This window comes from Flavobacterium succinicans LMG 10402 (assembly GCF_000611675.1).
In the GTDB taxonomy this organism is placed as follows: domain Bacteria; phylum Bacteroidota; class Bacteroidia; order Flavobacteriales; family Flavobacteriaceae; genus Flavobacterium; species Flavobacterium succinicans.
In genome coordinates, this window is the sequence record NZ_JATV01000006.1 from 33413 (window position 1) to 58678 (window position 25266).

General features: G+C 34.5%; 24 protein-coding genes. 21 read left to right on the plus strand and 3 right to left on the minus strand.

All coding sequences use genetic code 11. The features are described 5' to 3' along the window. Window positions 1–65 precede the first annotated feature (65 nt). From AO58_RS0106610 to AO58_RS17735, 17 genes are all read left to right on the plus strand, one after another. Entirely contained in the window at window positions 66–641 is a 576-nt protein-coding gene (locus tag AO58_RS0106610) for a hypothetical protein (protein ID WP_024980949.1), read from the plus strand. A gap of 188 nt (window positions 642–829) precedes the next feature. After that, window positions 830–1426: a hypothetical protein gene (locus tag AO58_RS0106615; RefSeq protein ID WP_024980950.1), complete on the plus strand. Its 597-nt coding sequence runs from the start codon at window positions 830–832 to the stop codon at window positions 1424–1426. A 90-nt stretch (window positions 1427–1516) separates the two neighbouring features. Beyond that, on the plus strand, window positions 1517–2080 hold the full coding sequence (locus AO58_RS0106620; RefSeq protein ID WP_024980951.1) for a hypothetical protein: 564 nt from the start codon (window positions 1517–1519) through the stop codon (window positions 2078–2080). Window positions 2081–2204: 124 nt separating this feature from the next. Beyond that, complete coding sequence (locus tag AO58_RS17550) at window positions 2205–2651, plus strand: thioredoxin family protein (RefSeq protein WP_162150397.1); 447 nt, start codon at window positions 2205–2207, stop codon at window positions 2649–2651. A 133-nt stretch (window positions 2652–2784) separates the two neighbouring features. After that, entirely contained in the window at window positions 2785–2946 is a 162-nt protein-coding gene (locus tag AO58_RS17975) for a hypothetical protein (RefSeq protein WP_155959411.1), read from the plus strand. Window positions 2947–3417: 471 nt separating this feature from the next. Next, complete coding sequence (locus AO58_RS0106635) at window positions 3418–4254, plus strand: carboxypeptidase-like regulatory domain-containing protein (protein ID WP_024980954.1); 837 nt, start codon at window positions 3418–3420, stop codon at window positions 4252–4254. 32 nt (window positions 4255–4286) lie between these two features. Then, window positions 4287–5132, plus strand: coding sequence for a metallophosphoesterase (locus AO58_RS0106640; protein ID WP_024980955.1), 846 nt, complete (start codon window positions 4287–4289; stop codon window positions 5130–5132). A gap of 200 nt (window positions 5133–5332) precedes the next feature. Beyond that, window positions 5333–6103, plus strand: coding sequence for a hypothetical protein (locus AO58_RS0106645; protein ID WP_024980956.1), 771 nt, complete (start codon window positions 5333–5335; stop codon window positions 6101–6103). 126 nt (window positions 6104–6229) lie between these two features. Further along, on the plus strand, window positions 6230–6712 hold the full coding sequence (locus AO58_RS0106650) for a DUF4348 domain-containing protein (protein WP_081764648.1): 483 nt from the start codon (window positions 6230–6232) through the stop codon (window positions 6710–6712). 600 nt (window positions 6713–7312) lie between these two features. After that, window positions 7313–9133 (plus strand): hypothetical protein, encoded by a 1821-nt coding sequence (locus AO58_RS0106655; RefSeq protein ID WP_024980958.1) that lies wholly within the window; start codon window positions 7313–7315, stop codon window positions 9131–9133. A gap of 186 nt (window positions 9134–9319) precedes the next feature. Beyond that, window positions 9320–9703, plus strand: coding sequence for an SMU1112c/YaeR family gloxylase I-like metalloprotein (gloA2, locus tag AO58_RS0106660; protein WP_024980959.1), 384 nt, complete (start codon window positions 9320–9322; stop codon window positions 9701–9703). Window positions 9704–9841: 138 nt separating this feature from the next. Beyond that, the gene (locus tag AO58_RS0106665; protein ID WP_244530689.1) at window positions 9842–10366 is read left to right on the plus strand and encodes a CIA30 family protein; all 525 of its coding nucleotides are present in this window, start codon (window positions 9842–9844) and stop codon (window positions 10364–10366) included. A gap of 213 nt (window positions 10367–10579) precedes the next feature. Continuing rightward, window positions 10580–11893 (plus strand): TolC family protein, encoded by a 1314-nt coding sequence (locus AO58_RS0106670; RefSeq protein WP_024980961.1) that lies wholly within the window; start codon window positions 10580–10582, stop codon window positions 11891–11893. A gap of 57 nt (window positions 11894–11950) precedes the next feature. Beyond that, the gene (locus AO58_RS0106675) at window positions 11951–13039 is read left to right on the plus strand and encodes an efflux RND transporter periplasmic adaptor subunit (protein ID WP_024980962.1); all 1089 of its coding nucleotides are present in this window, start codon (window positions 11951–11953) and stop codon (window positions 13037–13039) included. Between the two features lie 76 nt (window positions 13040–13115). Then, a complete protein-coding gene (locus tag AO58_RS0106680) occupies window positions 13116–16349 on the plus strand; it encodes an efflux RND transporter permease subunit (RefSeq protein ID WP_024980963.1) in 3234 nt (1077 codons plus the stop codon). A gap of 69 nt (window positions 16350–16418) precedes the next feature. Beyond that, window positions 16419–16724 carry a hypothetical protein gene (locus AO58_RS0106685; protein ID WP_024980964.1) on the plus strand — a complete coding sequence of 102 codons (306 nt, stop codon included), beginning with the start codon at window positions 16419–16421 and terminating at the stop codon, window positions 16722–16724. Window positions 16725–16740: 16 nt separating this feature from the next. After that, window positions 16741–16926, plus strand: coding sequence for a YgaP family membrane protein (locus tag AO58_RS17735; RefSeq protein WP_024980965.1), 186 nt, complete (start codon window positions 16741–16743; stop codon window positions 16924–16926). A gap of 87 nt (window positions 16927–17013) precedes the next feature. Here AO58_RS17735 and AO58_RS0106695 read toward each other — a convergent pair whose 3' ends face one another. Then, a complete protein-coding gene (locus AO58_RS0106695; protein ID WP_024980966.1) occupies window positions 17014–17475 on the minus strand; it encodes an Lrp/AsnC family transcriptional regulator in 462 nt (153 codons plus the stop codon). A gap of 237 nt (window positions 17476–17712) precedes the next feature. On the opposite strand from AO58_RS0106695, the gene AO58_RS0106700 reads away from it, so the two are divergent. From AO58_RS0106700 to AO58_RS0106715, 4 genes are all read left to right on the plus strand, one after another. Beyond that, complete coding sequence (locus AO58_RS0106700) at window positions 17713–18915, plus strand: aminotransferase class I/II-fold pyridoxal phosphate-dependent enzyme (RefSeq protein ID WP_024980967.1); 1203 nt, start codon at window positions 17713–17715, stop codon at window positions 18913–18915. 647 nt (window positions 18916–19562) lie between these two features. After that, window positions 19563–22271 carry a phosphoenolpyruvate carboxylase gene (locus AO58_RS0106705; RefSeq protein ID WP_024980968.1) on the plus strand — a complete coding sequence of 903 codons (2709 nt, stop codon included), beginning with the start codon at window positions 19563–19565 and terminating at the stop codon, window positions 22269–22271. Window positions 22272–22678: 407 nt separating this feature from the next. Further along, a complete protein-coding gene (locus AO58_RS0106710) occupies window positions 22679–23113 on the plus strand; it encodes an acyl-CoA thioesterase (RefSeq protein ID WP_024980969.1) in 435 nt (144 codons plus the stop codon). 11 nt (window positions 23114–23124) lie between these two features. After that, on the plus strand, window positions 23125–23514 hold the full coding sequence (locus AO58_RS0106715; RefSeq protein WP_024980970.1) for a DUF1398 domain-containing protein: 390 nt from the start codon (window positions 23125–23127) through the stop codon (window positions 23512–23514). 46 nt (window positions 23515–23560) lie between these two features. Here the strand turns inward: AO58_RS0106715 and AO58_RS0106720 are convergent, their stop codons facing one another. Both AO58_RS0106720 and AO58_RS0106725 read right to left on the minus strand, forming a co-directional pair. Next, window positions 23561–24598 (minus strand): RluA family pseudouridine synthase, encoded by a 1038-nt coding sequence (locus tag AO58_RS0106720; RefSeq protein WP_024980971.1) that lies wholly within the window; start codon window positions 24596–24598, stop codon window positions 23561–23563. After that, complete coding sequence (locus tag AO58_RS0106725; RefSeq protein ID WP_024980972.1) at window positions 24588–25214, minus strand: PASTA domain-containing protein; 627 nt, start codon at window positions 25212–25214, stop codon at window positions 24588–24590. The genes AO58_RS0106720 and AO58_RS0106725 overlap by 11 nt, the downstream gene beginning before the upstream one ends. Between the last annotated feature and the right edge of the window lie 52 nt (window positions 25215–25266).

Genomic DNA, 25266 nt, shown 5'->3' on the forward strand with positions numbered 1-25266 from the left:
TGACAGACATTTAAAAAAATAGTATTAAATAGAAAATAATTAAAATTCTAAAATAAAAACTAAAAATGAAAAACCTTACAAAAAAAATTACAACATTATTTGCTTTATCAATTTTTACAATTTCAACAGCACAAAATTATAAAGGTGAAATTGTTGATTTAGAAAATAAAACTTCAACAGTTGAAATTGTTTTCAATGCATCATCATTTAACGTAAACAGATTGATAAATTTACAGGAAAAAATAACTGTTGTTCAAAATGGGACACAAGTAACTTATTCTCCAAAAAATCTGAAAGGATTTACAATTGAACTTGAAAAAGAGACTGTAAAATTTGAAAGCGTTGATGAATCAATTTTCGCACAAACTTTATATTCCAACAGAATAAAACTTTACAAAATTCTTAGACAAATTTCTCGTGGTCATATTGTTAGGATATATGGAATCAAAAAGCCTAATATTACCAAAATAGCAGAAATGCCAGCAATGGGTTTAAGTAGATTAATTACAAAAAAGGAAATGTTACCTGCAATTGAAGACTGTAAAATTTCTTATACAAAAATTGAAAACGACGAAATTAAAATTAAAGATGAACTAATCCTTGTTGATTTTATTAAGGATTATGAAAAAAATTGCTTTTAAAAAACAGCCAATCTGCCGAAAGCTGTTTGGTTCCTGACCTTCGAATCATACAAACCAGCTCCCCGAAGTGTTCCCAGATAAGCTGCGCGAATGTCTCCGACTTCGCGCCATTTTTAATCAGGTTGTCCTCTGCTACAATACCAGAATGTCGGGCAACTTTACCGCAAAAACATCTTAAACATTGATTTATGAAGAAAATACTATTTCTTGTATTATGTTTCGCATCACTTAGTTCTTGTAACTTACCGTCGTACGTTCTCTATAATCCAGGACAAACAACAGGTGTTGATTTTACCAGCGGAAAATGGCTTCTTAATGAGATAGATGCGCCAGCAAATTGCACAAAACACCTTAAAGAAACTTCAATACGTGACTTTAAGATTCTTCTTGGTGACAGATTAAATTATGTGAGCGATGTCTCTGGTTTGCTTTTGACACAGAAAAAAATTCCGTTGCAACCAAGTAAGCAAATCATTACTGAAATTAGAAAAGGCACTAATTATGATTTTTTCATAAACATCAAAGCCATCGAGACAAGAAATGATTTTGGTTCAATCGATTGGACTCCACGCAAAATGAGCAAAGAAGGAATAAACAGTAATGAAGTAACAATCGAAATCTACGATTTAAAAAATTCCCAAATTATTTACACTCAAAAAGTGATAGCTTCTGTAGGAAGACAAAACGATAACAATGATGTTCATATTTCTAAAACTTCAAGAAGTTTAATAATTGGAGCATATAATAAGCTAAAAAAAGACATTGAAAACAAGTCTATAAAGTAGTAAAATCAACCAACAGCTATTACAACGTTAGCCCTCAGTTTGGCAGAACGAAAACGAAAACCAATAATTTAAAAATTGAATTAAACATTTATGAAACAAACAATTCTGACTGTAGCCTTAATCGGCTTAACCCTAACAGTAAAATCTCAAAATGCAAGTGTTGAAAAATCTTTATTTGGTATTCAAACAGGTTTGCTTGGAATTTGGGCACATAACGAAGCGAAACTAACTAATCAAATTGCATTACGAAGTGAAATTGGATTTGATAGTGGAATTTGGGGCGGAGATTTTTACGATAAAACGGGATTTTTAATGACTCCAGTTATAACTGCTGAACCCAAATGGTATTATAATCTCAATAAAAGAGTAAGCAAATCGAAAAGAATTGACGGGAATAGTGGAAATTTTATTTCACTTAAAACAAGTTATCATCCAGATTGGTTTGTAATTTCCAATTATGAAAATATAACTATTATTAGTGATATTTCAATTGTACCAACTTGGGGAATAAGAAGAAACATTGGAAAACATTTCAACTATGAAACGGGAATTGGACTTGGTTACCGATACATTTTTGCTAAGCAAGCTGGCTATTTAGAAAACGAAAGCGAAACGACTGTTAATTTACATTTGAGAATTGGCTATAGATTTTAAAAAAATATAAGACTAGCAAAATCAGCCGTTCGAAGCATACAAATCGTTAAAATATGCTGCGCGAACCCGCTATAGTACCAGAATGTTGTCAGTAAGACCACAAAAAAACCTTAACAACATAAAAATGAAGAAACTCGGAACAAGTTTAATAATTACAGTTATTCTTTTAATATCAAATTACAGTGAAGCTCAAATTATTAAGTACACAGATTATGAGGTTGCAAAAAGTGAAGCTCTAAAGCAAAATAAAGATATTTTGATTGTTCTTACGGGTTCTGAATGGTGTAAACCTTGTATAAAAATGAAAAAAAATGTCTTTCAAAATACAGAGTTTATAAAACTTGCAGAAGACAGGTTAATAATTCTTGAGATAAATTTAGATAGACACATAAATATGAGTTCAAAAGTCTATAAAGATTATGATTTTTTCAAAAATAAATATCAGACAAATGCATTGCCTAGTCTTATTTTAATAGATAAAAATGAGGTTACTAAATCAGTAATTAGTAAAGGATTGACATCTTTTGAAAAAACATATAATAGACTTCGTGAACTAACAACTAAACAGTAAAAATTTAAGTACTATTTCACCGTTCCTCGAAACATACAAACCGTTAAAGTGTGAGGCGAAAACGTCTATGTTGAAATAAAAAACATTCTAAGTATTTTTCAAACCAAATGAATTATTAATCAAACATAAACTTATGAAAAAACTAATTTTACTATTTGGAATAGTAATCGGAGTAACTAATAGTTCCTGCTCAAAAGATGATGATAAAACTCCTTGTTCTGAATTAAATATTCAAAGCCAAAGTGACCTGACTTGTGAAGAAATTGCTAAAGAATTTGATTGTAGTTGTGATTAAATAAAAAAGGAATAAAATTAAAATCAATAGCAATTTCATTATTATTTTTTTTGCGATAAAACCTAATCTTCAAAGAAAAAAATCTACAGAAGATAAAGTACGTTAACTGCAAATTTAAACTCGCTCCTCGAAGATTAAAAACTATTAAAGTATGCTGCGCGAACGTCTCCGACTTCGCGCCATTTTTAATTAGGTTGTTCACCGTAAATATGATAAAAGTCTCACGACCTTTTAGCATAATGAGCCTTTAAAAACCAAAAAAAACACCAAAAATGACCTTTGCGCTTTTTTGGTGTTTTTTTTCGTTAAGTAGCAACTTAAGACTTTCTAAACAAAGTGAGCGAATTTGTAATATAATTACGAAAAAATCGATAGCCTTTTAGTATGTTTATGTCTTTGAAAGCAAAGTATAAAATCCGCAGAGGAGGACAATTTGAGCAATGATAAGCCATTTTACAAAAACCATTTTCAATGAAAAAAATTAGATTTACGGTACTATTTATTTTAATCACTATAAATTTTCACGCTCAAAAAATTTCAGGTAAAATTTTGGATGAAAATAACAATCCCATTTCTGAAGCAAGGATTGGAATTGAAAACAGAGCAATTGGCGGTGTAACAGATAGTAATGGAAATTATACTATTAACGTAACAAACATTGACAAAACCGAAACCTTTAAAGTAATCGTAAATGAATATGAACCCTTTAAAATTTCCGTTGGTGACCTACTCCAATCTCAAAACTACACGATTAAGCTAAAGAAAAAAATGATTACTCTTGAAACAGTAATCATCAACCCCAAAAAATATGTCAGTAAAAATTTTGGCACTTCTAATACCAAACAAGCCTATTTTGGGGTTAATTCCAATGAACCCTATGATGTTTTTATCGAACATGCCATAAAAATTAAAAACAAAAAGAAATTAAAAATCAAGAACATAAACATTAATCTTGCTGATTTCAAATTCGAAAAAACGGCTACCTTTATTTTCGACATACAAAATGAAAAAAATGGTTTCCCAGATGATACCCAATCTTTAGTTACTGAAACTTTAAAATTGACAGTAACCGAAAGTGACATAAAAAACAAAAAATTGTCGATAGATGTTTCTAATCAAAACATTTGGACAAATAAAGATTTCTTTGTTTTAGTCAGAATAGCGGATGATTTTAAAGGAAAGCTTTCTTTTGCTGGAAATGTTTTTGCCTTTTCAAAAGATACTTATTACAGAAATTATTTTGGAGCATGGAAAAAATATTCAGGTGGTGAACCCTCAATAAATGTTGATGTAATGATTGAGAAATAAAAACGATTTTTCGCAATTTTAGACAAACGATAATGAACAGACGAAAATTTTTAAACAGGTCCTTCTGGGGACTAACTGGATTAGGACTTTTTAGTGGCTTGTACGCTTGGCAAATAGAACCTCATTGGTTAGAATTTGTGAAAGTCAAAATGCCGATCAAAAACCTACCCAAAGACTTGGTCGGAAAGACATTAATGCAAATCAGTGACATCCATATTGGAAATCGTTTCGACCATAATTTTGTTATCGACTCCTTCAAAAAAGCAAAAGCATACAATCCAGATTTTGTGGTTTATACAGGAGACTATGTAAGTACTTACAAAGACAAAGTCCTTTGGGACAAACTAGAGGAAACATTACAAAATCTAGTAAAAGGAAAAATAGCAACACTTGGAATTTTGGGTAATCACGATTACGGGCGAAATTGGTCACAAAGCGAAGTGGCAGACCAAATTTCGGAACTACTTACCAAAAATGGCGTTCAAATGTTAAGAAACGAAAGTACAGAAATAAACGGCGTACATTTCATAGGTTTCGACGACTTTTGGGGACTTAATTTTGATCCTGCAAAAGCAATGCATGGTTTTGATTCTTCAAAAGCAAGTCTAGTGTTGTGCCATAACCCAGACGTTTGCGACTTGGACATTTGGGGCAACTACAACAGTTGGATTTTATCGGGACATACCCATGGAGGCCAAGTAAAACCTCCATTTCTTCCGCCACCCATGTTACCAGTAAATAATAAAAAATATTCTGCAGGACAATTTGCATTAAGTAATAATCGAACGTTATACATAAATAGAGCATTAGGTCATTTATGGCAGGTACGATTTAATGTAAGACCCGAAATAACAATTTTTGAACTGCAAAATGGATAGAAAATAAATATCAAAACTAAGATGAAAAAGCCTGTAAAATGAGCTTTCAACAAAACAATTTAATATACATTTTGGCAATTCCACAAAACAAAACCTAATATGTTCTCAAATTCTGACCTTCAAAGAATACAACGCTGCAGTAATAGAACGTTGGTAGAAATTATAAAATAAATAGAGCAATAACCTTTTAAAATAAATTTATGAAAAAATCAGTTTTAATTCTTTTATTTTATTTCTTTTCAAATTATGCTTTTAGTTGTGTTTGTGGTTTCACAACATTAATGGAGAGATTTCAAAAATCTGAATTTGTTGCAAAGGTCAAAATAGTAAAAATCACCACTATTGAAAATGATTTTGATTATCAAGATGCTGAAATTGAAATATTAGAACTCTACAAAGGAGAAACAAGACAAACAATTAAGATATTGTACGCAATTAATAGTTCTTGTGCCTTTAATGTTCCAGAAAACTCAACTTGGTTAGTTTTTGCTGATACCCATGATGGAAAATTAAGTTTCGGTTTTTGCTCAGGCTCAAAACAAATCGACAGGAATTTTGACACAAATGAATATCCAAATGCTCATAAATATCATAATCAATCCATTCAAAGACAATTATCAATTCTTACTATCTTAAAAGAAAAAAGAGTTACTACTTTTAATGAAAATGGCTTGTGGCTTCTTCGCTCAAAAAAATGTGATAGCGATTTTAAAGGTTATGAAGTAAATGATAACACAGCGCTTTATGAGATTACGATTAGTACTAATTTGAAAATAAAAAAAGTCAAAGCTTTAAAAGAATTTGATAATGCTGATTTATCAAAAGCAATTTTAAAATGTTTATCCAATAACTTTATAATTGGCAATGAAAAAATAAAAAAAATTCCCAAAAAAGCAAAAATTTATGTTGCCTACGTATACTACAAAAATGACAATCCAAATGAAAGTTTCATGAGTGAAATTGATTTATAATACAAAAGACATCTTCTAACATACTTCAATAAATTTGATTTTTCGGTTTTTCTAGCTTCTAATAATGGGCCTTATTTATTTCCCAAACATACAAAAGCACGTGACCTTTATCTTTACTTTAGCTTCATGAAAACACTAAAAATATATTGCTATTTAATGCTCACTTTAACCATAATGGGTTGTAAAAATGAATCGCAAAAAACACCTATTGAGAAACCAATCGAGAGCAAAAAAAAGTTGACTCAAATTAATATTCCAAAAAATATTGATGACAATTTCAAAACATTTCTTGATAATTTTAGTAAAGATTCTGTTTTTCAAATTAGTCGTGTAATTTTCCCATTGAAGGTTACGGAATTAGATTATAATAACGAACTTGAATCAATAGTAAAAATTATTCAAAAAAAAGATTACACAAAACTTGACTTTGAATATCCAAAAGATGCCTTAACACGAGAATTTGATAGATACACACAAAACATCAAAACTAAGGGCAATAAAGCGGTTGTTGAAATTAGAGGAGTTGACAATGGAATATATTCTGATTTCTATTTTGAAAAAACAAATGGAAAGTGGCATCTTAAATCTTGGAATGATAGTTCGAACTAAAAAGAACAGCTGATAACAATTGCTAAAAGCTCCTAATCCTCCGAAGCATACAAACTCTTGAAGTATGCTGCTCGAACGTCTCCGACTTCACGCCATTTTTAAACAAGTTGAGATTCATAAATATAATAAAAATCTTACTTTTTTTTCAACATAATTAGCAAGCTAAACCCTCATAAACAAAGTATCAACATCAATCTCCCGTTCTACAAACAATTGTAATGCACACTGCTATTACTCCTTAAAAACAACTCGTGAACTATAGCTTTTACTGAATAAAACATCCTTTCCCGAAAAGACAATAGTCATGTTGATCAAGTTGTAAAATGTTCAAAATCTATAGAAAAAATAGTACACATTTAATAATTTGTAAAAAAAACATTATTATATTTACTTCCTTATACAAAACGTTATCTAAGTACTTATATAAATGAGGGTAGAAAATTATATTTCATCAACACACATAACACAAAGTACTGATTTAATGCTTTTTCAAAAATAAATTCATAAAAAAACAACGGCATTAATGCGTTGCATTAGTACTTACAATAAAAATCAAGTCGTAATAATTGTTAATATTTAACTATAAATTAAGAAGGTAAAATGAAGAATAATTTTTTTGCAGCTCTTTTTGTACTGCTCACTCTTTTAGCTTGTGACAAAGACGAATCATCATCATCAAAAGGAGATCTTTATGTAAAAGTTTTTATGAATAATGGCTTTTCAAAATTTCCAGCCAAAGGCGTAAGTGTATTTACAGTGCCTCCAACCAAACAAGTAACTACTGATGAATTTGGAGGAGCCATATTAAAAGATATCGATGTTGCCTCTTACGAAGTATACGCTAATTTGGACGGTTATGGCTCAGGAAAAACCGCTGTACGCGTATCAGCAAACTCTTTGGAAGAAGCAGAAATCCTTATTGAGCAAGGAGTTAAAACAGGTTTTACCCCTGAAATTACACAAATTCTTCCAAGCTTACCAGCCTCATTTAGTTTAAATGAAAAGATTGTATTTTCATTTGACGTGAGAGATAGCGACTCCAAAGCAAGCGATATCACTGTAGTTATCTCAAGTAATCTTGACGGCAAATTATTGGAAACGCGCCCCGATGCTTCCAATAACGTTAAATTTGAAACTACTAAATTAACAAGAGGAAAGCATATCGTTACAGTAACAGCTACAGACAAAGACAAATACTTCACCACAAAAACTATTGAAGTAGCTACAATAGCGCCTAGTAGTATTACACTAGAATCAGCAATTCCAAATTCAGGAAATGTTGAGCTTAAATGGCAAAAATATACATCTACTGATTTTAAGAAATACGAAGTACTAAGATCTCTTAATAAAGATAGCGAAGGAGAAGTGATCGAAACATTTAGTTCCGCTGATATTACTACCTTTTTAGACAAACTTCCTCCTTTTGCCAATGAAGTATTTTATTATGTAAGAGTTTCAAATAATGAAAACTACTCAAGGAATAGCAACAAACTTAATGTGCTTGAACCCGCTGGTAAAATCTACAACTACTCCATTACTGATGCAGTTCATCACCCTTCGGAACCTATAGTGTATATTGTGGATAATGCTGCTCATAAATTAAGAGCTATCAATTACAAAACAAATCAAGAGATTGATAATGTTAGTATAGACGCAACTGTTGGTAAAATTGATATTGGAAACAATGGTTTTGGTTTAGAAATTTATGTCCCAAATGAAAATGGCTTTATTAAAGTGTACAATGCCAATACCCTAAATTTAGTCACTTCCATAAATACCGGTCTAGCCACAAGATGCGTTGTCACAAATGGTCATGGGTATTTGGTAGCATCAGTAAAACCCTCGCCTTGGTGGGAACAACCAATTAGAACGTATTCGAGAAGTACCGGTATAAATATCAGTGGAAATGGGGATTTTGACGGTGATTATATACGATTCATTCCTAATTCTGATAAAATTATTACCATAACAACTAGTATTTCACCCGTAGATATGGAATATTTAGAATTAGACAGTAACGGGAAAATCCTTTCGCATGTTGACGATAAATATCATGGAGACCACCCATTGGATGCAAACATTTTCAGAATTTCTAGTAATGGTGAATTTGTAATAACCGGAAGCGTTGGTGCAGTATATAGCGCATCAAGCTCCATGATTTACAAAGGAATGGTGGACAGAGGAGCCTTATTTTTCTCAGATTTTGCTTTTGGTAATAATGGTAACACTATTTATGCTGGAACTTCAAATCGACCATCGCTACAGATTATAAAGTACCCATCATTGACGCGTGATAATGAAATATTACTAAAAGGATATCCTAAATTTTTGTTTAACTTCAAAGGAGATATTATTTCCTTGAGCAGAACAAGTCAAAACGGCTCAGAGGGTTATGCCTTTGAAATAGTAAACATAAACTAACTTAGCTGAAGTAACTTACATAACATATTGTAACGTTACTCAATCAATACCTGCAGCAGTATCGTCTTGACGTTACTGCTGTTTTTTTTGATTAAAAAAAATTACCTTTGAGCAAGTAAAATTAGTAAGATCTATTACGACAGGCACTTGCCTCAACTTTTCATGTTGCACTATACCCCATCAAAAATGTTAAAAAGCATTCATCATATAGCCATCATTTGTTCTGATTATCAAAAATCAAAACATTTTTATACCGAAATATTAGGTTTGGAAATTATTAAAGAGTGTTACAGAGAGGAAAGACAATCCTACAAACTTGATCTTGCTTTAAGTGGCCTTTATACTATAGAATTATTTTCCTTTCCTACTCCACCACAGCGGGTTTCGCAACCAGAAGCTTGTGGACTCCGTCATCTTGCTTTTGAAGTTTCAAATCTCGAAAAATGTATAGAACATTTAATGAAATATAATGTAATTACAGAACCGATAAGAGTCGATGAATTTACACAAAAGCGCTTTACCTTTTTGGAAGACCCTGACAAGTTGCCCATTGAACTTTATGAAATTTAAAAAACTCCAATAGACACTGCATTAGCTCCTCTTCAAAACAATAACCATTCGCTCTTTCGCCCCTAAACAGCTATCAAAAAGCTGTTAAAACTGCCCTACAACGCAGTAGATTGAGTACTTTAGTTGAAACATTGAGTTATGCCTTTATTCATTGCTATAGTATTTATGATGACACAAACTACCACTCTTTATGATTTCACTACAAAATCAGCTGCAAATGATTGGACTTTGGTCAACGATGGAGTTATGGGTGGCCTTTCCTCTGGTGCATTTGCCATCAATACGTCAGGGCATGGTGTTTTTTCGGGAAAGGTTTCTTTAGAAAACAACGGCGGTTTTACCTCGATCCGACATCGATTTTCGCCTGTAGCTGCGACTTCCAAAAGTCAAATTGTCCTTCGTGTAAAAGGAGACGGTAAAAACTATCAATTTCGGATTAAAGATCAATCTTCCGCTTATTATTCCTATATCACCACCTTTCCAACCACAGGGGAATGGGAAACCATTATTATCAACCTCAACACCTTGTATCCTTCGTTTAGAGGTCGACGCTTAGAGGCTCCTAATTTCAGCAGTGCTTCTTTTGAAGAAATAGTATTTCTGATTGCGAACAAAAAAAGTGAATCGTTCCAATTACTTTTGGATCATATTGTGCTGCAATAAGTCTTCATTTCTTGTTATCGATAGCACGCTAGGACTCATTTCTAGTCTCTTACTCTCTAATTCCATTTTCTGTTTAACAACTTTCCGATTTGACAAAAGTGCCCTATTTTTTTGAAATCAGGGTTAACTCCTACCCAAAACAAGCAGTGTGATATTAGTTACAGACTTTGTTTTTTTTAGCGCCTACTTTTGCTTCATCAAAAAGTAAAAAAGATGAAAAAAATAAAAATAGTTGGACTTCTATTGAGCTTGATCGGTTCCGCTACAGGATGGAGTCAAGATACACTGTTGGTATACAAAAAAGAAATAGCGCTAAAAGCTGCAGATAAAAACCTTCAGCTTAAAATAGCGCGACAAGAATTTCAAGCCGCACAAGCTGATTACAGACAATCGAACGCTTTATTTCTTCCAAGTATCACGGCTTCGCATACGGCGATTTCGACTACTAATCCGCTTATGGCTTTTGGTTCAAAACTGAATCAAGAAATCCTAACCCAAGCCGATTTCAACCCGGCTTTACTCAACAATCCAGCTCGCACACAAAACTTTGCTACCAAAATAGAAATCCTTCAACCCTTAATCAATGTCGATGGTCTTTATGGCAGACAGGCTGCAAAAGCCAAAATGCAAGCCCATCAATTACAAACCGAACGCAGCAAAGAATACCTTGAATTGGAAGTAAACAAGGCCTTTATGCAACTACAATTGGCTTATCAAGCCGTCAACGTTTTGAACAAAGCCAATACTACTGTACAAGCTAATTTACAATTGGTCAACAACTATTTCAAACAAGGCTTACTACAAAAAACTGATTTACTTTCGGTTCAAGTTCGAGTAAATGAAATTAAAAATCAATTGCAATATGCTAAAAGCAACATACAAAACGCCTCTGATTATTTGGCTTTTTTATTAAATGAAGATACTAAAAATGCAGTTTTCAAACCTGTTGAAGCACTCGAAAACAGCATTGTTGTAAGTCCCATAAATTTGAATTTGCCCTTAGACAGAAAAGACATCCAAGCGATGGATCAATCGGTAAAGGCATACGAAAAAATGGCGCAATCCAGTCAAATGAATTTCTTGCCTCGATTGAATGCTTTTGGTAGTTATGAACTATACGACAAGAACTTCTTAGGCATGGGCGCTAGAGGTTATTTGATTGGAGCGCAGTTGTCTTGGACAGTCTTTGATGGCTATAAAGCGATTGGCAAAATGGAAAAAGCCAAAGCTGATCTTCAAAAATCAACGATAGAAAACCAACAATACAAAGCACAAAGTCAATTGGAATTAAACAAAACCAATCGCCAATTATTAGATGCTGAAAACAAAGTCAATTTATCCAAACTAGCATTTGAACAATCCGAAGAAGCCTATCGCATTCGCAACAACAGATTTAAGCAAGGTTTGGAAAAAACCACTGATTTATTACAAGCCGAAACGCAAATGGCACAAAAAGAACTGGAACATTTACAAGCAGTGTTTGAGTATAATTTCACCAAAGAATATCTGCAGTTTTTAACAAAGTAGCAATTAGTAAGTCTCACGTTTTACGAATAAAAAAGATAATCATCAATATAAAAAAAAATGAAAATAAGTAATAAAATAATAGCCCTCCTTTCCCTTTCCGCAGTTGTATTGACTTCGTGTGGAGGCGACAAAAAAGAATCTTTGAACAAAGAAACACCAATTGCTGTAAAAGTAAGTGGTATTGCAGAAAACAGTACTAGTGGATTCGTTACGGCGAGTGGTAAAATCGAAGCTGAAAATTCGGCCAATTTAAGTACCCGAATGATGGGCTTTGTTATTAAACTGCATGTACAAGTGGGACAAAAAGTAACTAGCGGACAATTAATCGTTAGCATTAATAATACCGACTTACAAGCTAAAAAAGCGCAAGTAGACGCTAGTATTCTACAAGCTACTGCAGCTTATAACAATGCTAAAAAAGATTACGAGCGTTTTACCAACTTGTTCAAACAACAAAGTGCTTCCCAAAAAGAATTGGATGACATGACTGCTCGTTACGAAATGGCAAAAGCTAGCTTGCAAGGCGCCAAACAAATGCGAAACGAAGTAGTAGCCCAATTCTCCTACACTAACATAACTGCTCCTTTTAGTGGAGTAGTCACCAACACCTTTGTAAAAGAAGGCGATATGGCAAATCCTGGAATGCCATTGGTTAGTATTGAAGGAGCTTCTAAGCTACAAGTAACGGCTATGGTTAGCGAAAATGATATTACCGCAATACGCAATGGAATGCTTGTTGACATTTTAGTAAAATCGAATGCTACGAGCCTTAAAGGAAAAGTAATCGAAGTGAGTGCCTCGACCAAAAATACAGGTGGACAGTATTTGGTAAAAATCAATTTAGAACCAACGAAAGCGAAAGTGTTATCTGGAATGTTTGTAAATGTTCAGTTTCCTACTGAAAATAAAACACCTTCGGCAACAAATGAACGAATGCTTGTACCAGAAAGTGCTTTGGTGCATCAAGGTCAACTCACTGGAATTTACACTGTGGGCAATGGAAATGTTGCGATTTTGAGATGGTTGCGCGTTGGTAAAAAATTAGGCAATCAAGTAGAGGTTTTATCTGGACTTTCGGCCAAAGAACACTATATCGTTTCGGCAGAAGGAAAATTGTACAACGGAGCTTTGGTAAGTATTCAGTAGTTCAGTAATCAGTTTTTAGTGTTCAGTTAAACAACTTTTAAACTTTAAACAATTTCAAACTTTAAACAAGATAAAAATGCAAGAAGGTATTTCAGGCAAAATTGCCCAAGCATTTATGAACTCCAAATTAACGATTTTGTTAATGATTGGGTTGATGATTATTGGGGTATACAGTTCGTTTCTAATTCCAAGGGAAGAAGAACCGCAAATCAATGTTCCGATGGCAGATATTTTGGTCGGCTATCCTGGAGCGAGTCCAAAAGAAGTGGAAAGCCGTGTCGCGAAACCACTAGAGAAAATTATCTCTAATATTAAGGGTGTAGAACACGTACATACGATGGCTATGAATGGTCAGGCGATGCTGATTGTACAATTTTATGTAGGGCAAGATGTAGAGCGCTCTTATGTAAAACTGTATGACGAATTGGCCAAACACGAAAACATGTTTCCGCAAGGTGTCTACAAACCTATGGTTAAAACCCGTTCTATAGATGATGTTCCTATGCTTGGAATAACCCTTTGGAGCGAGAAACAAGATGATTACCAACTGCGCCAGATTGCAGAAGAAGTAACTTCTGAAATTGAAAAAGTAAAAGATGTAGCCATTACCAAAGAAATTGGCGGCAATAATCGAGAACTTAAAGTTATTCTCGACAAAGATAGAATGTCCGAAAATGGTGTCGATGCTTTAGGAATCATGCAAATGATTCAGGCCAATAACGGCAGTTCGCAATCGGGGAGTTTTGTTGAGAACGATGAAGAATTTTTGGTTACAACAGGACAATTTTTATCGAATGCCGAAGATGTAGAAAACTTAGTGGTTGGTATCAACAAAAATATGCCGGTATACTTAAAACAAGTAGCTACAATCACAGATGGTGCTTCAACTCCAAAAAGCTATGTTTCTTTTGGTTATGGCAAAGCCAATGAACAATTCAAAACGGCAAAATCAGAATATCCTGCTGTAACCATTTCTGTTGGAAAAGTAAAAGGTGCCGATGCTATGAAAATATCGGATAAAATTTTGACCAAAGTAGAGCAACTTAAAAAAACCATCATTCCTGATGATGTACACGTTGAAGTAACAAGAAACTATGGAGAAACAGCATCGCACAAAGTGGGTGAATTATTGCTTCACTTGGGAATAGCCATTATTGCGGTTACTGTTTTGGTAATTCTAGCTATGGGATGGCGTGGTGGATTGGTCGTGTTTTTCTCTGTTCCGCTCACTTTTGCATTAACACTATTTGCTTATTATTTGTTGGGTTACACACTCAATAGAATTACACTTTTTGCCCTTGTATTTGTAGTTGGAATTGTGGTTGACGATAGTATCATTATTGCCGAAAACATGCATAGGCATTTCAAAATGAAGCGACTTCCCTTTAAACAAGCCGCAATCTATGCGATTAATGAAGTGGGGAATCCAACGATTTTGGCCACGTTTACAGTAATTGCCGCCATACTTCCGATGGCATTTGTATCCGGAATGATGGGGCCTTATATGAGTCCAATGCCTATTGGAGCCTCTATTGCTATGTTGTTGTCCTTGTTTGTTGCTTTGACGGTAACTCCTTATTTAGGTTATCATTTGTTACATGAAAAAGAAGAACAAGAACACAAAAAAGCCGAAGGAATAGAAACCAGTTTGATTTATAAAATTTACAGTAAAATCGAACGTCCGTTTTTAGAAAACAGTTTAAAAAGAAGACTTTTGTTGGCTGGTACTGTGGTCTTATTGATGGGTTCGATTTTGATGTTCTTTACCAAATCGGTGGTCGTTAAAATGCTGCCTTTTGATAACAAAAATGAATTTCAAGTAGTGATTGACATGCCTGAAGGAAGTACTTTGGAAAGAACCTCGGCAGTTACCAGAGAAATTGCTCAATATGTATCGACTCAACCCGAAGTAGTCAATTATCAGAACTATGTAGGTACCTCTGCTCCTATTACTTTCAATGGTTTGGTGCGTCATTACGATATGCGCGGTGGTAGTAATATGGCCGACATTCAGGTAAATTTATTACATAAAGAAGACCGTGATTTGCAAAGTCATGACATTGCTAAAGCCATGCGTCCTGAGATTCAAAAGATTGCCAAAAAATATGGTGCCAATGTAAAACTGATTGAAGTACCTCCGGGACCTCCAGTACTGTCTACTTTGGTCGCAGAAATTTATGGCCCTGATTATGAAGAACAAATTAAGGTAGCCCAACAAGTACAATCTATTTTGCAAAACACTAGTGATATTGTTGACATCGATTGGATGGTTGAAGATACTCAAACCGAATACCAACTCGAAATTGATAAAGAAAAAGCCATGCTCAATGGTATTGCTCCTCAACAAGTAGTAGGGAATCTTACGTATTTATTAAAAGAATATCCTGTTTCTAATTTATACGACGAAAACTCAAATGATAATGTAAGCATCGTACTTTCATTAGATGACAAAGACAAAACCAGTTTGCAAGATATTCAAAACTTGAAAATAAAAGGAAGCCAAGGGAATATGATTCCGATTAGCGATTTGGTAAAAGTTAAAAAGGACACACTACAAAAAACCATTTACCGAAAAGACCAAAAACGTGTGGTGTATGTTACGGCTGATATGGCAGGTACATTAGAAAGCCCAGTCTATGCTATTTTGGGAATGAATGAAAAACTGTCTAAAATGAAAATTCCAAAAGGCTACAAAATAAATGAATTGTATATGGAGCAACCTACAGATGAAAGTGATTATACAGTAAAATGGGATGGTGAATGGCAAATAACCTTAGAGGTATTTCGTGATTTAGGCGTAGCCTTTATGGTCGTGATTGTGATAATCTATATGTTGATTGTAGGATGGTTTCAAAACTTCAAAACACCAATCGTTATGATGTTGGCAATTCCACTTTCGTTGATAGGAATCGTTTTAGGGCATTGGATGCTAAATGCATATTTCACCGCCACTTCTTTTATTGGAATGATTGCTTTGGCAGGGGTTATGGTTCGAAATTCTGTTTTACTTATCGACTTCATCGAAATCCGATTGAATGACGGTGTACCTTTAAAACAAGCCATTATAGAAGCTGGAGCTGTCCGCACCACTCCTATTCTTTTAACAACCGGAGCAGTGGTAATTGGAGCGTCTATTATTTTGTTTGATCCCATTTTTCAAGGATTAGCCATTTCACTTGTAGCTGGTGCTATTGTTTCAACGGTTTTAACGCTAATTGTGGTGCCTTTGATTTATTACATCACTGAACGAAAAAAATGGGAAACAAATAATCTCTCCGAAAAAGAGGAATCAGGAGCTGCTAATCAATAAAAATTAGTTTCAAGTTTAAGGTTTCCAATTTTAGAAACCTTAAACTTTTAAACCTTTAAACCTAAAAAAATGAAATTACTACTCATCGTTGCCGTCAAAGCTTTCCAAAAAGAAATCCAACAGCTATTGAAGAAGGCCAATATTAGTTCATATTCCTATAAAGAAGTAACGGGCTACCAAAACAGTTCAGAAGAATTGATAGAAGAAAACTGGTTCGCCACCGATAATATCGAAAATGAATCGGTATTGTTTTATGTCTTTGCGCATGAAAAAAAAGTAGACCCTCTATTTGAATGGGTTGCAGATTTCAATGCAAAGCAAGAAACGCTATCACAAATTCATTTGGCGGTTTTATGTATAGAAAAATCCAATTAACCTCAAAAATCAAGCAATGAAAAACAGAATTATAAGAGCCATAGCAGGAACTTTTGTGCTACTAAGTGTCGTATTATCTATCTATGTCAATCAAAATTGGTTGTGGTTTACCGCCTTTGTGGGCGCTAATCTATTGCAATCTTCTATCACCAAATGGTGTTTAATGGAAGACATACTTACTAAATTGGGAGTAAAAGACTAACTTGGTTAGAAAAAAAACTTTTTAATGATTACCAATGCCATGATTCTTGTACAGTCATGGCATTTTCTTTAAGAATGATATATGCTGTTATGAAAAAGAGATTACCGTTGTGTTTTTCACCTCATTGATCATAAAAGTACTATGCGTGCTGCCAATATGTTGCAACGTGGTGAGCTTGGTGACCAAAAACTCTCGGTAGGCCTCCATATCTTTGACCACCACTTTCAGAATATAATCGTAATCACCACTTACATGATGGCATTCTAACACTTCAGGAAGCTGCACGACCTCATTTTCAAAACGAGTTAAAAATTCTTTGGTGTGTTGAATTAATTTTAAATGACAAAAAACCACAAATCCTTTTTCAATTTTGGTTTTATCGACTAACGCCGCATAATGATGAATGACGCCCTCTCGCTCCAGCTTTTTGATTCGTTCATAAACGGCTGTTACCGAAAGATTCAGCTTTACAGACAGTTCTTTGGTTGTTTTTTTACTATCGGTTTGCAGTAATACCAATAACTTTTTATCAATTGCATCTAAAAACATATACTTGATTTTGAATTAAAAAACATAATGTTCCACCTTTTCGTTTAGAAAGAAAAACTAGCTTTTTAAAATTTACTTATCAAATATAGATTTAAAATTTATATAAAATAAAAATTAAGGAATTAAAATCTATATTCAACAGATGCTATTGAAATTGAATCTACAAACTCTTTATTTTGACTATTATTTTTTTTTTAAAAAGTCATTTACTATTGAACAATAAAACCAAATTGCGTTATGAAACACTTTAACCCAGCCGACAACATTCAAGATTTACAATACTTTGGAGAATTTGGAGGTGTAAACCCTTCTATTTCTGATTCGTCTACCTATACTTTTTTATCCGCCAAAACCATGTTTGACACTTTTGAAGGCAATATGGAAGGCTGTTATTTGTATTCACGTCATTCTTCCCCCAGTAATTTATACTTAGACCAAGCCATTGCTGCCATGGAAGGTACGGAAGCCGCCAATGTAGCTGCTTCTGGAATGGGTGCCATTACGCCTACCCTATTACAACTGTGTGGTTCGGGTGATCATATCGTGTCGAGTCGAACCATTTATGGTGGAACGTATGCGTTTCTAAAAAACTTCGCCCCTAGATTAGGTATAGCAACTACATTTGTGGACATCACTAAGCTAGACGTGGTAGAAGCCAGCATTACGCCTAATACTAAAGTTTTGTATTGCGAAACAGTAAGTAATCCCCTTTTAGAAGTAGCCGATATTGAGGGATTGTCAAAAATTGCCAAAAAACATCACTTAAAATTGGTAGTCGACAATACCTTTTCGCCACTGTCTGTGGCTCCAGCCACTTTAGGTGCCGATGTGGTAATTCATAGTTTAACCAAATACATTAATGGTTCTAGCGATACGGTGGGGGGAGTTACTTGCGGTAGTCGCGAGTTTATCAACAGTCTAAAAAACGTGAATACCGGCGCCAGCATGCTTTTAGGGCCCACTATGGACAGTTTACGATCTGCCAGTGTGATGAAAAACCTTCGCACGTTGCATATTCGAATGAAACAACACAGTTACAATGCCAGTTACTTGGCAGAACGTTTTGAAAAAGACGGATTAAAAACGGTTTATCCTGGTTTAGCCAGTCATTCAAGTCATGAGTTATATAAAAAGATGATCAACCCTGAATATGGTTTTGGTGGCATGATGACGCTTGATGTGGGCACTTTGGACACCGCTAACGCCTTGATGGAATTAATGCAACAACGCAATTTAGGGTACTTAGCGGTAAGTTTAGGCTTTTATAAAACTTTATTCAGCGCACCGGGTACGTCCACATCCAGCGAGATTCCATTAGAGGAACAAGCCGAGATGGGATTAACAGATGGCTTGATTCGTTTCTCTATCGGACTTGATAACAACATTGAGCGAACGTATCAAAGCATGAAAGAATGCATGGTGGAGTTGGGAATTCTTTAAAATCGAATCACAAATCTATATTTAACCGTTACAGCCTTTGTAACGGTTTTTTTTATCCAAAAATCAACGGTGCGTTGGTCTTAAACAATGATTGACCAACAATAGAAAAAAGGTCAACACGATTTTCAAATTGCTTTTAAAAGCAACATTTCTTTATACAACCACAAAAAAACACATTGTAAAATATCGATACAATAATTAATGAAGAAATAATTTATTAATTTTTTGTTAAAATATTTATTTAAAATCAATCTATTAAGGTGTGTTTTTAAGGCAAATTTCCAATAAAAAAACGAGCGTAACTATAACCCCAAGTAGGTAAAGTGTAGAAGAAAACATCTCCAAAAACGAGTCTTCAAACGTTGTAGAATATACTCCAAAGTGAAGTGACAAAAAAATAAAAAAGTCAGAATTCACAAGCCTATTCAGGTATACTATTGGTACAACACGTATCAAAAAAAAAATATAAAATACCCACCACATGATCAATGTAAGCTAATTATACTCAAACATTTTTTATATTTGTTTATCATCTTTTTTATAATAATAACAAGATTAAACGGATAAAATTAGCACAATTAATAGCTCTTGTTTAACTATAAAACAGGTACCTTTTTTAAATCATAATTAACACAAATTGAATCATTATGACAAAATTAAAATCACCATTTCAAAAAATAACCGATGATCGCAAGTTCATCATCGATTGTTATGTTGAAATGTTGTCCCGCATCAATGAGCCAAAAATCATTGAATTGATCAAAAATGATCCTAAAAACCTTTCGATTGAAGAGAATGACGAGATTCCAAGTGAAAAAGTAATTCAATCACTTAGCATCTATTTCCAATTAATGACCTTAGTTGAAGAAAACGCTGCTACTCAATACAGAAGAAAAACAGAGAATCAATTGAACATTGATTCCACCAGAGGATCATGGGCTGAGGCTTTCAAAATTTGGAAAGAACAAGGAATTAGTGAAGATGAAATGCTAAAAACCATAGCCTCTACTCATGTAATTCCAGTTTTAACAGCTCACCCTACTGAAGCCAAAAGAGTTACAGTTATCGAAATTCACCGTGAATTGTATTTGCTTTTAGTACAAAAAGAAAACACTGCTTTAAGTAAAATTGAACTTTTTGAAAATAAAGAAAAAATTATTTGCTTATTGGAAAGATGGTGGCGAACTGGTGAAATTTATCTTGAAAAACCAGACATTACTGACGAAAGATCGAATGTCATCTATTACCTAAGCAAAGTTTTCCCTGCTGTATTAGAAAAAAGTGACCAACAACTGAAGAGTTCTTGGATTGAAATGGGACTCAATCCCAATAAAATTAAAAATCCAGATGTTTATCCAAGCATTACTTTTGGTAGCTGGGTGGGTGGAGACAGAGATGGTCACCCATTAGTAACGCCAAACATCACACAGGACACCTTACTTTTGCACAGACAAACAGCACTTTTTTTACTAAAAAGTCAATTGCTAACATTGGCAAGTCGTCTTTCTGTTTCTGCTATCAATAACCCGATTCCTTTTGTTTTGACGAATGCTATCGAGAAAAAAGCAACGATTCTAGGAGCAGCAGGACAAAATAGTATCAAAAGAAATCCTTACGAACCTTGGAGACAATATGTAAGTTTGATTTTGGTACAATTAAAAAACACCGTTTCGGATAAAACCTCCGATTCTCAATCGTACTACAAATCTAGCGCTGCGCTGCAAGAAGATTTAAAATTTTTACGAGAAGTATTAGTTGATAATGGATTGAAAGGATTGGCAGATGATTTACTATTCCCAATTGAACGCGCAGTTAAATGCTTCGGATTTCACTTGGCCAAGTTAGACATTCGTCAAAACAGTACCTTCCACGACAAAGCGATTTCTCAAATCTTGAAATCGAACGGAGAAACTGATTATGATTTTGAAAACTGGGAAGAAGAAAAAAGGGTAGCCTTTTTGAACAAAACTCTTCAAAGTCATTCGTTAATCACAGATGTAACCGTTTCTTATGGTCCAGAAGCAGACAATGTTTTGGATTGTTACCGAGTGGTACGCCAACACATTAATCAATATGGTGCAGAGGGCATTGGTTCATTCATTGTGAGTATGACCCGAAGCTTGAGTGATTTATTAGTGGTCTATCTTTTGATGAGAGAAACACAATTGCTCAATACCAAAATTAGAGTCGTTCCCTTGCTAGAAACCATCGAAGATTTGCACAATGGTCCAGAAATTTTAGAAGCCTTTTTACAAAATACTATTACCAAACAACGTACTGCACAACTTGACAACAAACAAGAAGTGATGTTAGGATATAGCGACAGTAATAAAGATGGTGGAACCATTGCTAGTAAATGGAATCTTTACAAAGCTGAAAAAGCACTTTCGGCAGTGGGTAGAAAAAATGGAATAGACATTTTCTTTTTCCACGGAACAGGAGGAACGATTAGTAGAGGGGGCGGAAAATACCACCGATTCCTAGAAAGTATGCCAACCAATACCGTGAACGGAACCATCAAATTAACGGTGCAAGGAGAAACTATGGCACAGTTGTTTGGCAATCCATTAACTGCGACTTACAACCTAAATGCTTTAGCATCAGGAGTAGCAAAACAAACGATATTGAGCAAAGAAAATACAGACGAGGCTTCTTTCCCAATTGAAATCATGGAATTTTTATCTCAAAAATCTTGTGAACACTATAAAGATTTAATTGAAACTCCTGGTTTTATTGATTTTTACGGAAAAGCAACGTGTATTGACGTCTTAGAGAAAAGTAAAATTGGATCTAGACCTGCTAGACGAACTGGAACAAGAACGCTCAATGACTTACGCGCTATTCCATGGGTATTTAGTTGGAACTTATCTCGTATTACCATCACAGGTTGGTACGGATTGGGTGAAGCCTTGAAAAAATTAAAAGAAGAAAGACCGGCAGATTTTATCACATTCAAAAACAATGTTGAAAATTGGACATTCTTGAAATTCTTAATGATTCAAACAGAAACAAACCTTATCCTTTCTAATAAAGAAATGATGAATTTGTATGCTAATTTGGATGAAAACGAAGCAGAGAGAAAACTGTTCATGGACAAAATCCTAACCGATTATCACAACGGATTCTCAATCATTGAAGAATTATTTGACGAACCAGCTTCCAAACGTAGAGGTGGTCAATATGATAATTTAGAGTGGAGAAATGAAAAACTTAAGGTTTTGCATAAACTACATCTTAAATACTTGACGCAATGGAGAAATATTGCAGATGAAAATAGTATTGAAAAAAATAAACTTTTGACCAAACTATTAAGCATTGTTAACTCCATCTCAAGTGGTTTGAAAAACACAGGTTGATCCCATGATACTTAGTGTTGTTATGTAAATGACACCAAAAATCAGGTCTTTTTAAAGCATTTTTATGCTTTAAAAGGACCTTTTTTTATACCTTTCTCGTTTTTAGAACAAGCTCTAAATTCTATTACGCACAGTTCTTTTTGATTAGAGATTACTTCACTTATACTATTTTCATAGGAGTTCAGTGAACTTCGTTTGCAGTGAAAATCCTTTTTGAGGCTTTTTCTGCCTCAAAAAGATTGTAGCGTAAAGCCCGCCCCTTGTGGTAACGCCCAAATAGTGAAATTCGAAAAAAGGCTGTAGTAATCAACAGTAAGAATAGTGTTAATTTCTATTTAATTCCATCTTGCTCTTGGATTTATGTTTTACTTTTGCAAATTCAAAAAAAGCTCAAAAAAATAACGTTTATGCCCACATTTAGCAAACAAATTTCCGTAAGATGGTCTGATCTTGATCCTAACTTTCATATGCGTCATAGCGCTTACTACGATTTTGGAGCCCAACACCGTATTGAGATTCTAGAAGAATTAGGGTTAACCTTGGGAGTCATGAAATCTCAACATATTGGTCCCGTTTTATTTAGAGAAGAGTGTGTTTTTAAAAGAGAAATACATTTGGCCGACACCATCATTTTGAATACTAAAATTGCCAAAATGAAACCCGATGCCTCACGCTGGACGATCAAACATGAAATGTATAGAGACGAGGTGCTCTGTGCTACCATCACGGTGGATGGTGCTTGGATGGATACCAAAGCAAGGAAATTGGCGAGTCCAACCCCTCAAATCGTGATTGATTCTTTCAATGCGTTTCCAAAAACTACTGATTTTATTTCACTTTAGATACCTAACCTATGTTTACCATTGCCCAAATAAAAGAAGCGCACGCCAAAGTAAAATCAGGCGAAGATTTCCCAAAATATATTCAAGATTTAATTAATTTAGGAGTGATCGGTTACGATACTTCTGTGGCCGATGGTCGCGTAACGTATTTTGGCGCTGACAATTTTCGAACGTCCGCTACCGAAACGTATGAACCTTTAACAATTGCCGCGTCTGCCAACAAAGAACGTTTCATTGAATATTTGGTGATGCACCAAGAAGGCCAAACCGATTATCTTACGTTTTGCGCGCAAGTAGCCCAGTGTGGTATTGCCCGCTGGACGGTAAACATTTTGGATAAAACTTGTACCTATTTCGACCAAAACGATGCCCCTATTGTCATCGAAAAAATTCAGTTGTAAAGCAAAAAAAAGGACTTGTTAATAATTACAAGTCCTTTTTTTATACTTAATCTTCGTCTGCAACATGCGTCTTGCAGTAATTACGCCAACGGTCAATACAATCTTGAAAATCGGCTGGAATTTCGGTATCAAAGCGCATCATTTCGCCAGTATTTGGATGCACAAACCCTAAGGTTTTAGCATGCAAGGCTTGGCGTGGTAAAGCTTTGAAACAATTTTCTATAAACTGTTTGTATTTGGTAAAAGTAGTTCCTTTTAAAATCAAATGCCCACCATAACGCTCATCATTGAATAAGGGGTGCCCAATATGTTTCATGTGCGCTCTAATTTGGTGCGTACGTCCAGTTTCTAGATTGCAAGAAATTAAAGTAACATAACCAAATCGTTCCAATACTTTATAATGCGTGATCGCTGGTTTACCAATTTCGGGATCGTCAAAAACAGCCATTTGCATTCTGTCTTTCAAATGACGGGCAAGATTCCCTTCGATAGTTCCGCTTTCTGCAGCTACATTTCCCCAAACCAAAGCAAGATACTCTCGTTCGGTTGTTTTGGCCTCAAATTGTTTGGCCAAATGCGTCATAGCCGCTTCGGTCTTGGCTATCACAAGCAATCCTGAAGTGTCTTTGTCAATACGATGTACCAAACCAGGACGTTCGCTGCTATTCATCGGCAAATTATCAAAATGATGTGCCAAAGCATTGACCAAAGTCCCTGTATAATTACCATGACCAGGATGAACCACCATACCTGGCTCTTTGTTGACCAACAACAAAGCATCGTCCTCATACACTATATTCAATGGAAGATCCTCGGGTAAAATATGATTTTCAAAAGGAGGATGCGTCAACATCACCGTAATCACATCAAAGGGTTTTACTTTGTAATTGGACTTCACCGGAAGATCGTTCACAAAGATATTACCTTCGGTAGCGGCGTTCTGTATTTTATTTCGCGTAGCATTTTGAATCAAATTCATCAAGTATTTATCGATTCTCAAAATGGCTTGCCCTTTGGGAACCTCAAATCGATAGTGCTCGAATAATTCGTCTTCTAAATCATTGGCTTCAATATTATTGTTCATTGGTGTTATTTTCAGATTCTACAGCCGGCACTTGCAAACTATCATTTGCAATCACTTCTTCATAGGTTGCTTTTCCATCGCCTAAAACCAAATCGATTTTAGAGGCTTTTAAAACACGATCTCCTGCTTTAAGATTACGTCCTTTAAAACGGATTTCTAGCACCATATCCTTGGCTATATTGGGTATATACGTTACTGTTCCTGCTTCTAACCCTAAGGCTTTAAGCGTAGGAACCACCTCACGATAGGTTTTTTCAATTAGGTTTGGAAGTTGTACGGAAGAAAAGCCAGAAGAATTGATTTTGATATAGACTTTACGACCAACTTTTACTTTCGTCCCTGGTGAAGGATCTTGCTCTACAACGCTAAATTTAGGAAAGTCACTTCGGTAATCTACGCTATCTAACAGTTCGTAGTCCAAATCCAATTCATCTAATTTTTCTTCTACTTGCTCCTCAGTCAATTTTGACAAATCAGGAACCGAAATCTCGTGACCATGATCCGTGGTATACGTTAGCCAATGCATAAAAAAATACGCTAAAAGCACTATAAAAGCAATTGCTAGGAACAATTGACCGAAAAAAACACGACTACTTAGATACTTGCGTAAACTCATAAACTTATTTTTAGTAAGCCGCAAAGATAAAGGTATTTCGTTTCAAAAAAAA

Bases quoted from the DNA above. Each gene is read 5' to 3' on its own strand.
- AO58_RS0106610 (WP_024980949.1), top strand. From the start codon at position 66: ATGAAAAACCTTACAAAAAAAATTACAACATTATTTGCTTTATCAATT.
- AO58_RS0106615 (WP_024980950.1), top strand. From the start codon at position 830: ATGAAGAAAATACTATTTCTTGTATTATGTTTCGCATCACTTAGTTCT.
- AO58_RS0106620 (WP_024980951.1), top strand. From the start codon at position 1,517: ATGAAACAAACAATTCTGACTGTAGCCTTAATCGGCTTAACCCTAACA.
- AO58_RS0106655 (WP_024980958.1), top strand. From the start codon at position 7,313: ATGAAGAATAATTTTTTTGCAGCTCTTTTTGTACTGCTCACTCTTTTA.
- AO58_RS0106665 (WP_244530689.1), top strand. From the start codon at position 9,842: ATGCCTTTATTCATTGCTATAGTATTTATGATGACACAAACTACCACT.
- AO58_RS17550 (WP_162150397.1), top strand. From the start codon at position 2,205: ATGAAGAAACTCGGAACAAGTTTAATAATTACAGTTATTCTTTTAATA.
- AO58_RS17735 (WP_024980965.1), top strand. From the start codon at position 16,741: ATGAAAAACAGAATTATAAGAGCCATAGCAGGAACTTTTGTGCTACTA.
- AO58_RS17975 (WP_155959411.1), top strand. From the start codon at position 2,785: ATGAAAAAACTAATTTTACTATTTGGAATAGTAATCGGAGTAACTAAT.
- AO58_RS0106640 (WP_024980955.1), top strand. From the start codon at position 4,287: ATGAACAGACGAAAATTTTTAAACAGGTCCTTCTGGGGACTAACTGGA.
- AO58_RS0106705 (WP_024980968.1), top strand. From the start codon at position 19,563: ATGACAAAATTAAAATCACCATTTCAAAAAATAACCGATGATCGCAAG.
- AO58_RS0106700 (WP_024980967.1), top strand. From the start codon at position 17,713: ATGAAACACTTTAACCCAGCCGACAACATTCAAGATTTACAATACTTT.
- AO58_RS0106675 (WP_024980962.1), top strand. From the start codon at position 11,951: ATGAAAATAAGTAATAAAATAATAGCCCTCCTTTCCCTTTCCGCAGTT.
- AO58_RS0106725 (WP_024980972.1), bottom strand. From the start codon at position 25,214: ATGAGTTTACGCAAGTATCTAAGTAGTCGTGTTTTTTTCGGTCAATTG.
- AO58_RS0106715 (WP_024980970.1), top strand. From the start codon at position 23,125: ATGTTTACCATTGCCCAAATAAAAGAAGCGCACGCCAAAGTAAAATCA.
- AO58_RS0106685 (WP_024980964.1), top strand. From the start codon at position 16,419: ATGAAATTACTACTCATCGTTGCCGTCAAAGCTTTCCAAAAAGAAATC.
- AO58_RS0106650 (WP_081764648.1), top strand. From the start codon at position 6,230: ATGAAAACACTAAAAATATATTGCTATTTAATGCTCACTTTAACCATA.
- AO58_RS0106670 (WP_024980961.1), top strand. From the start codon at position 10,580: ATGAAAAAAATAAAAATAGTTGGACTTCTATTGAGCTTGATCGGTTCC.
- AO58_RS0106645 (WP_024980956.1), top strand. From the start codon at position 5,333: ATGAAAAAATCAGTTTTAATTCTTTTATTTTATTTCTTTTCAAATTAT.
- AO58_RS0106710 (WP_024980969.1), top strand. From the start codon at position 22,679: ATGCCCACATTTAGCAAACAAATTTCCGTAAGATGGTCTGATCTTGAT.
- AO58_RS0106635 (WP_024980954.1), top strand. From the start codon at position 3,418: ATGAAAAAAATTAGATTTACGGTACTATTTATTTTAATCACTATAAAT.
- gloA2 (WP_024980959.1), top strand. From the start codon at position 9,320: ATGTTAAAAAGCATTCATCATATAGCCATCATTTGTTCTGATTATCAA.
- AO58_RS0106695 (WP_024980966.1), bottom strand. From the start codon at position 17,475: ATGTTTTTAGATGCAATTGATAAAAAGTTATTGGTATTACTGCAAACC.
- AO58_RS0106720 (WP_024980971.1), bottom strand. From the start codon at position 24,598: ATGAACAATAATATTGAAGCCAATGATTTAGAAGACGAATTATTCGAG.
- AO58_RS0106680 (WP_024980963.1), top strand. From the start codon at position 13,116: ATGCAAGAAGGTATTTCAGGCAAAATTGCCCAAGCATTTATGAACTCC.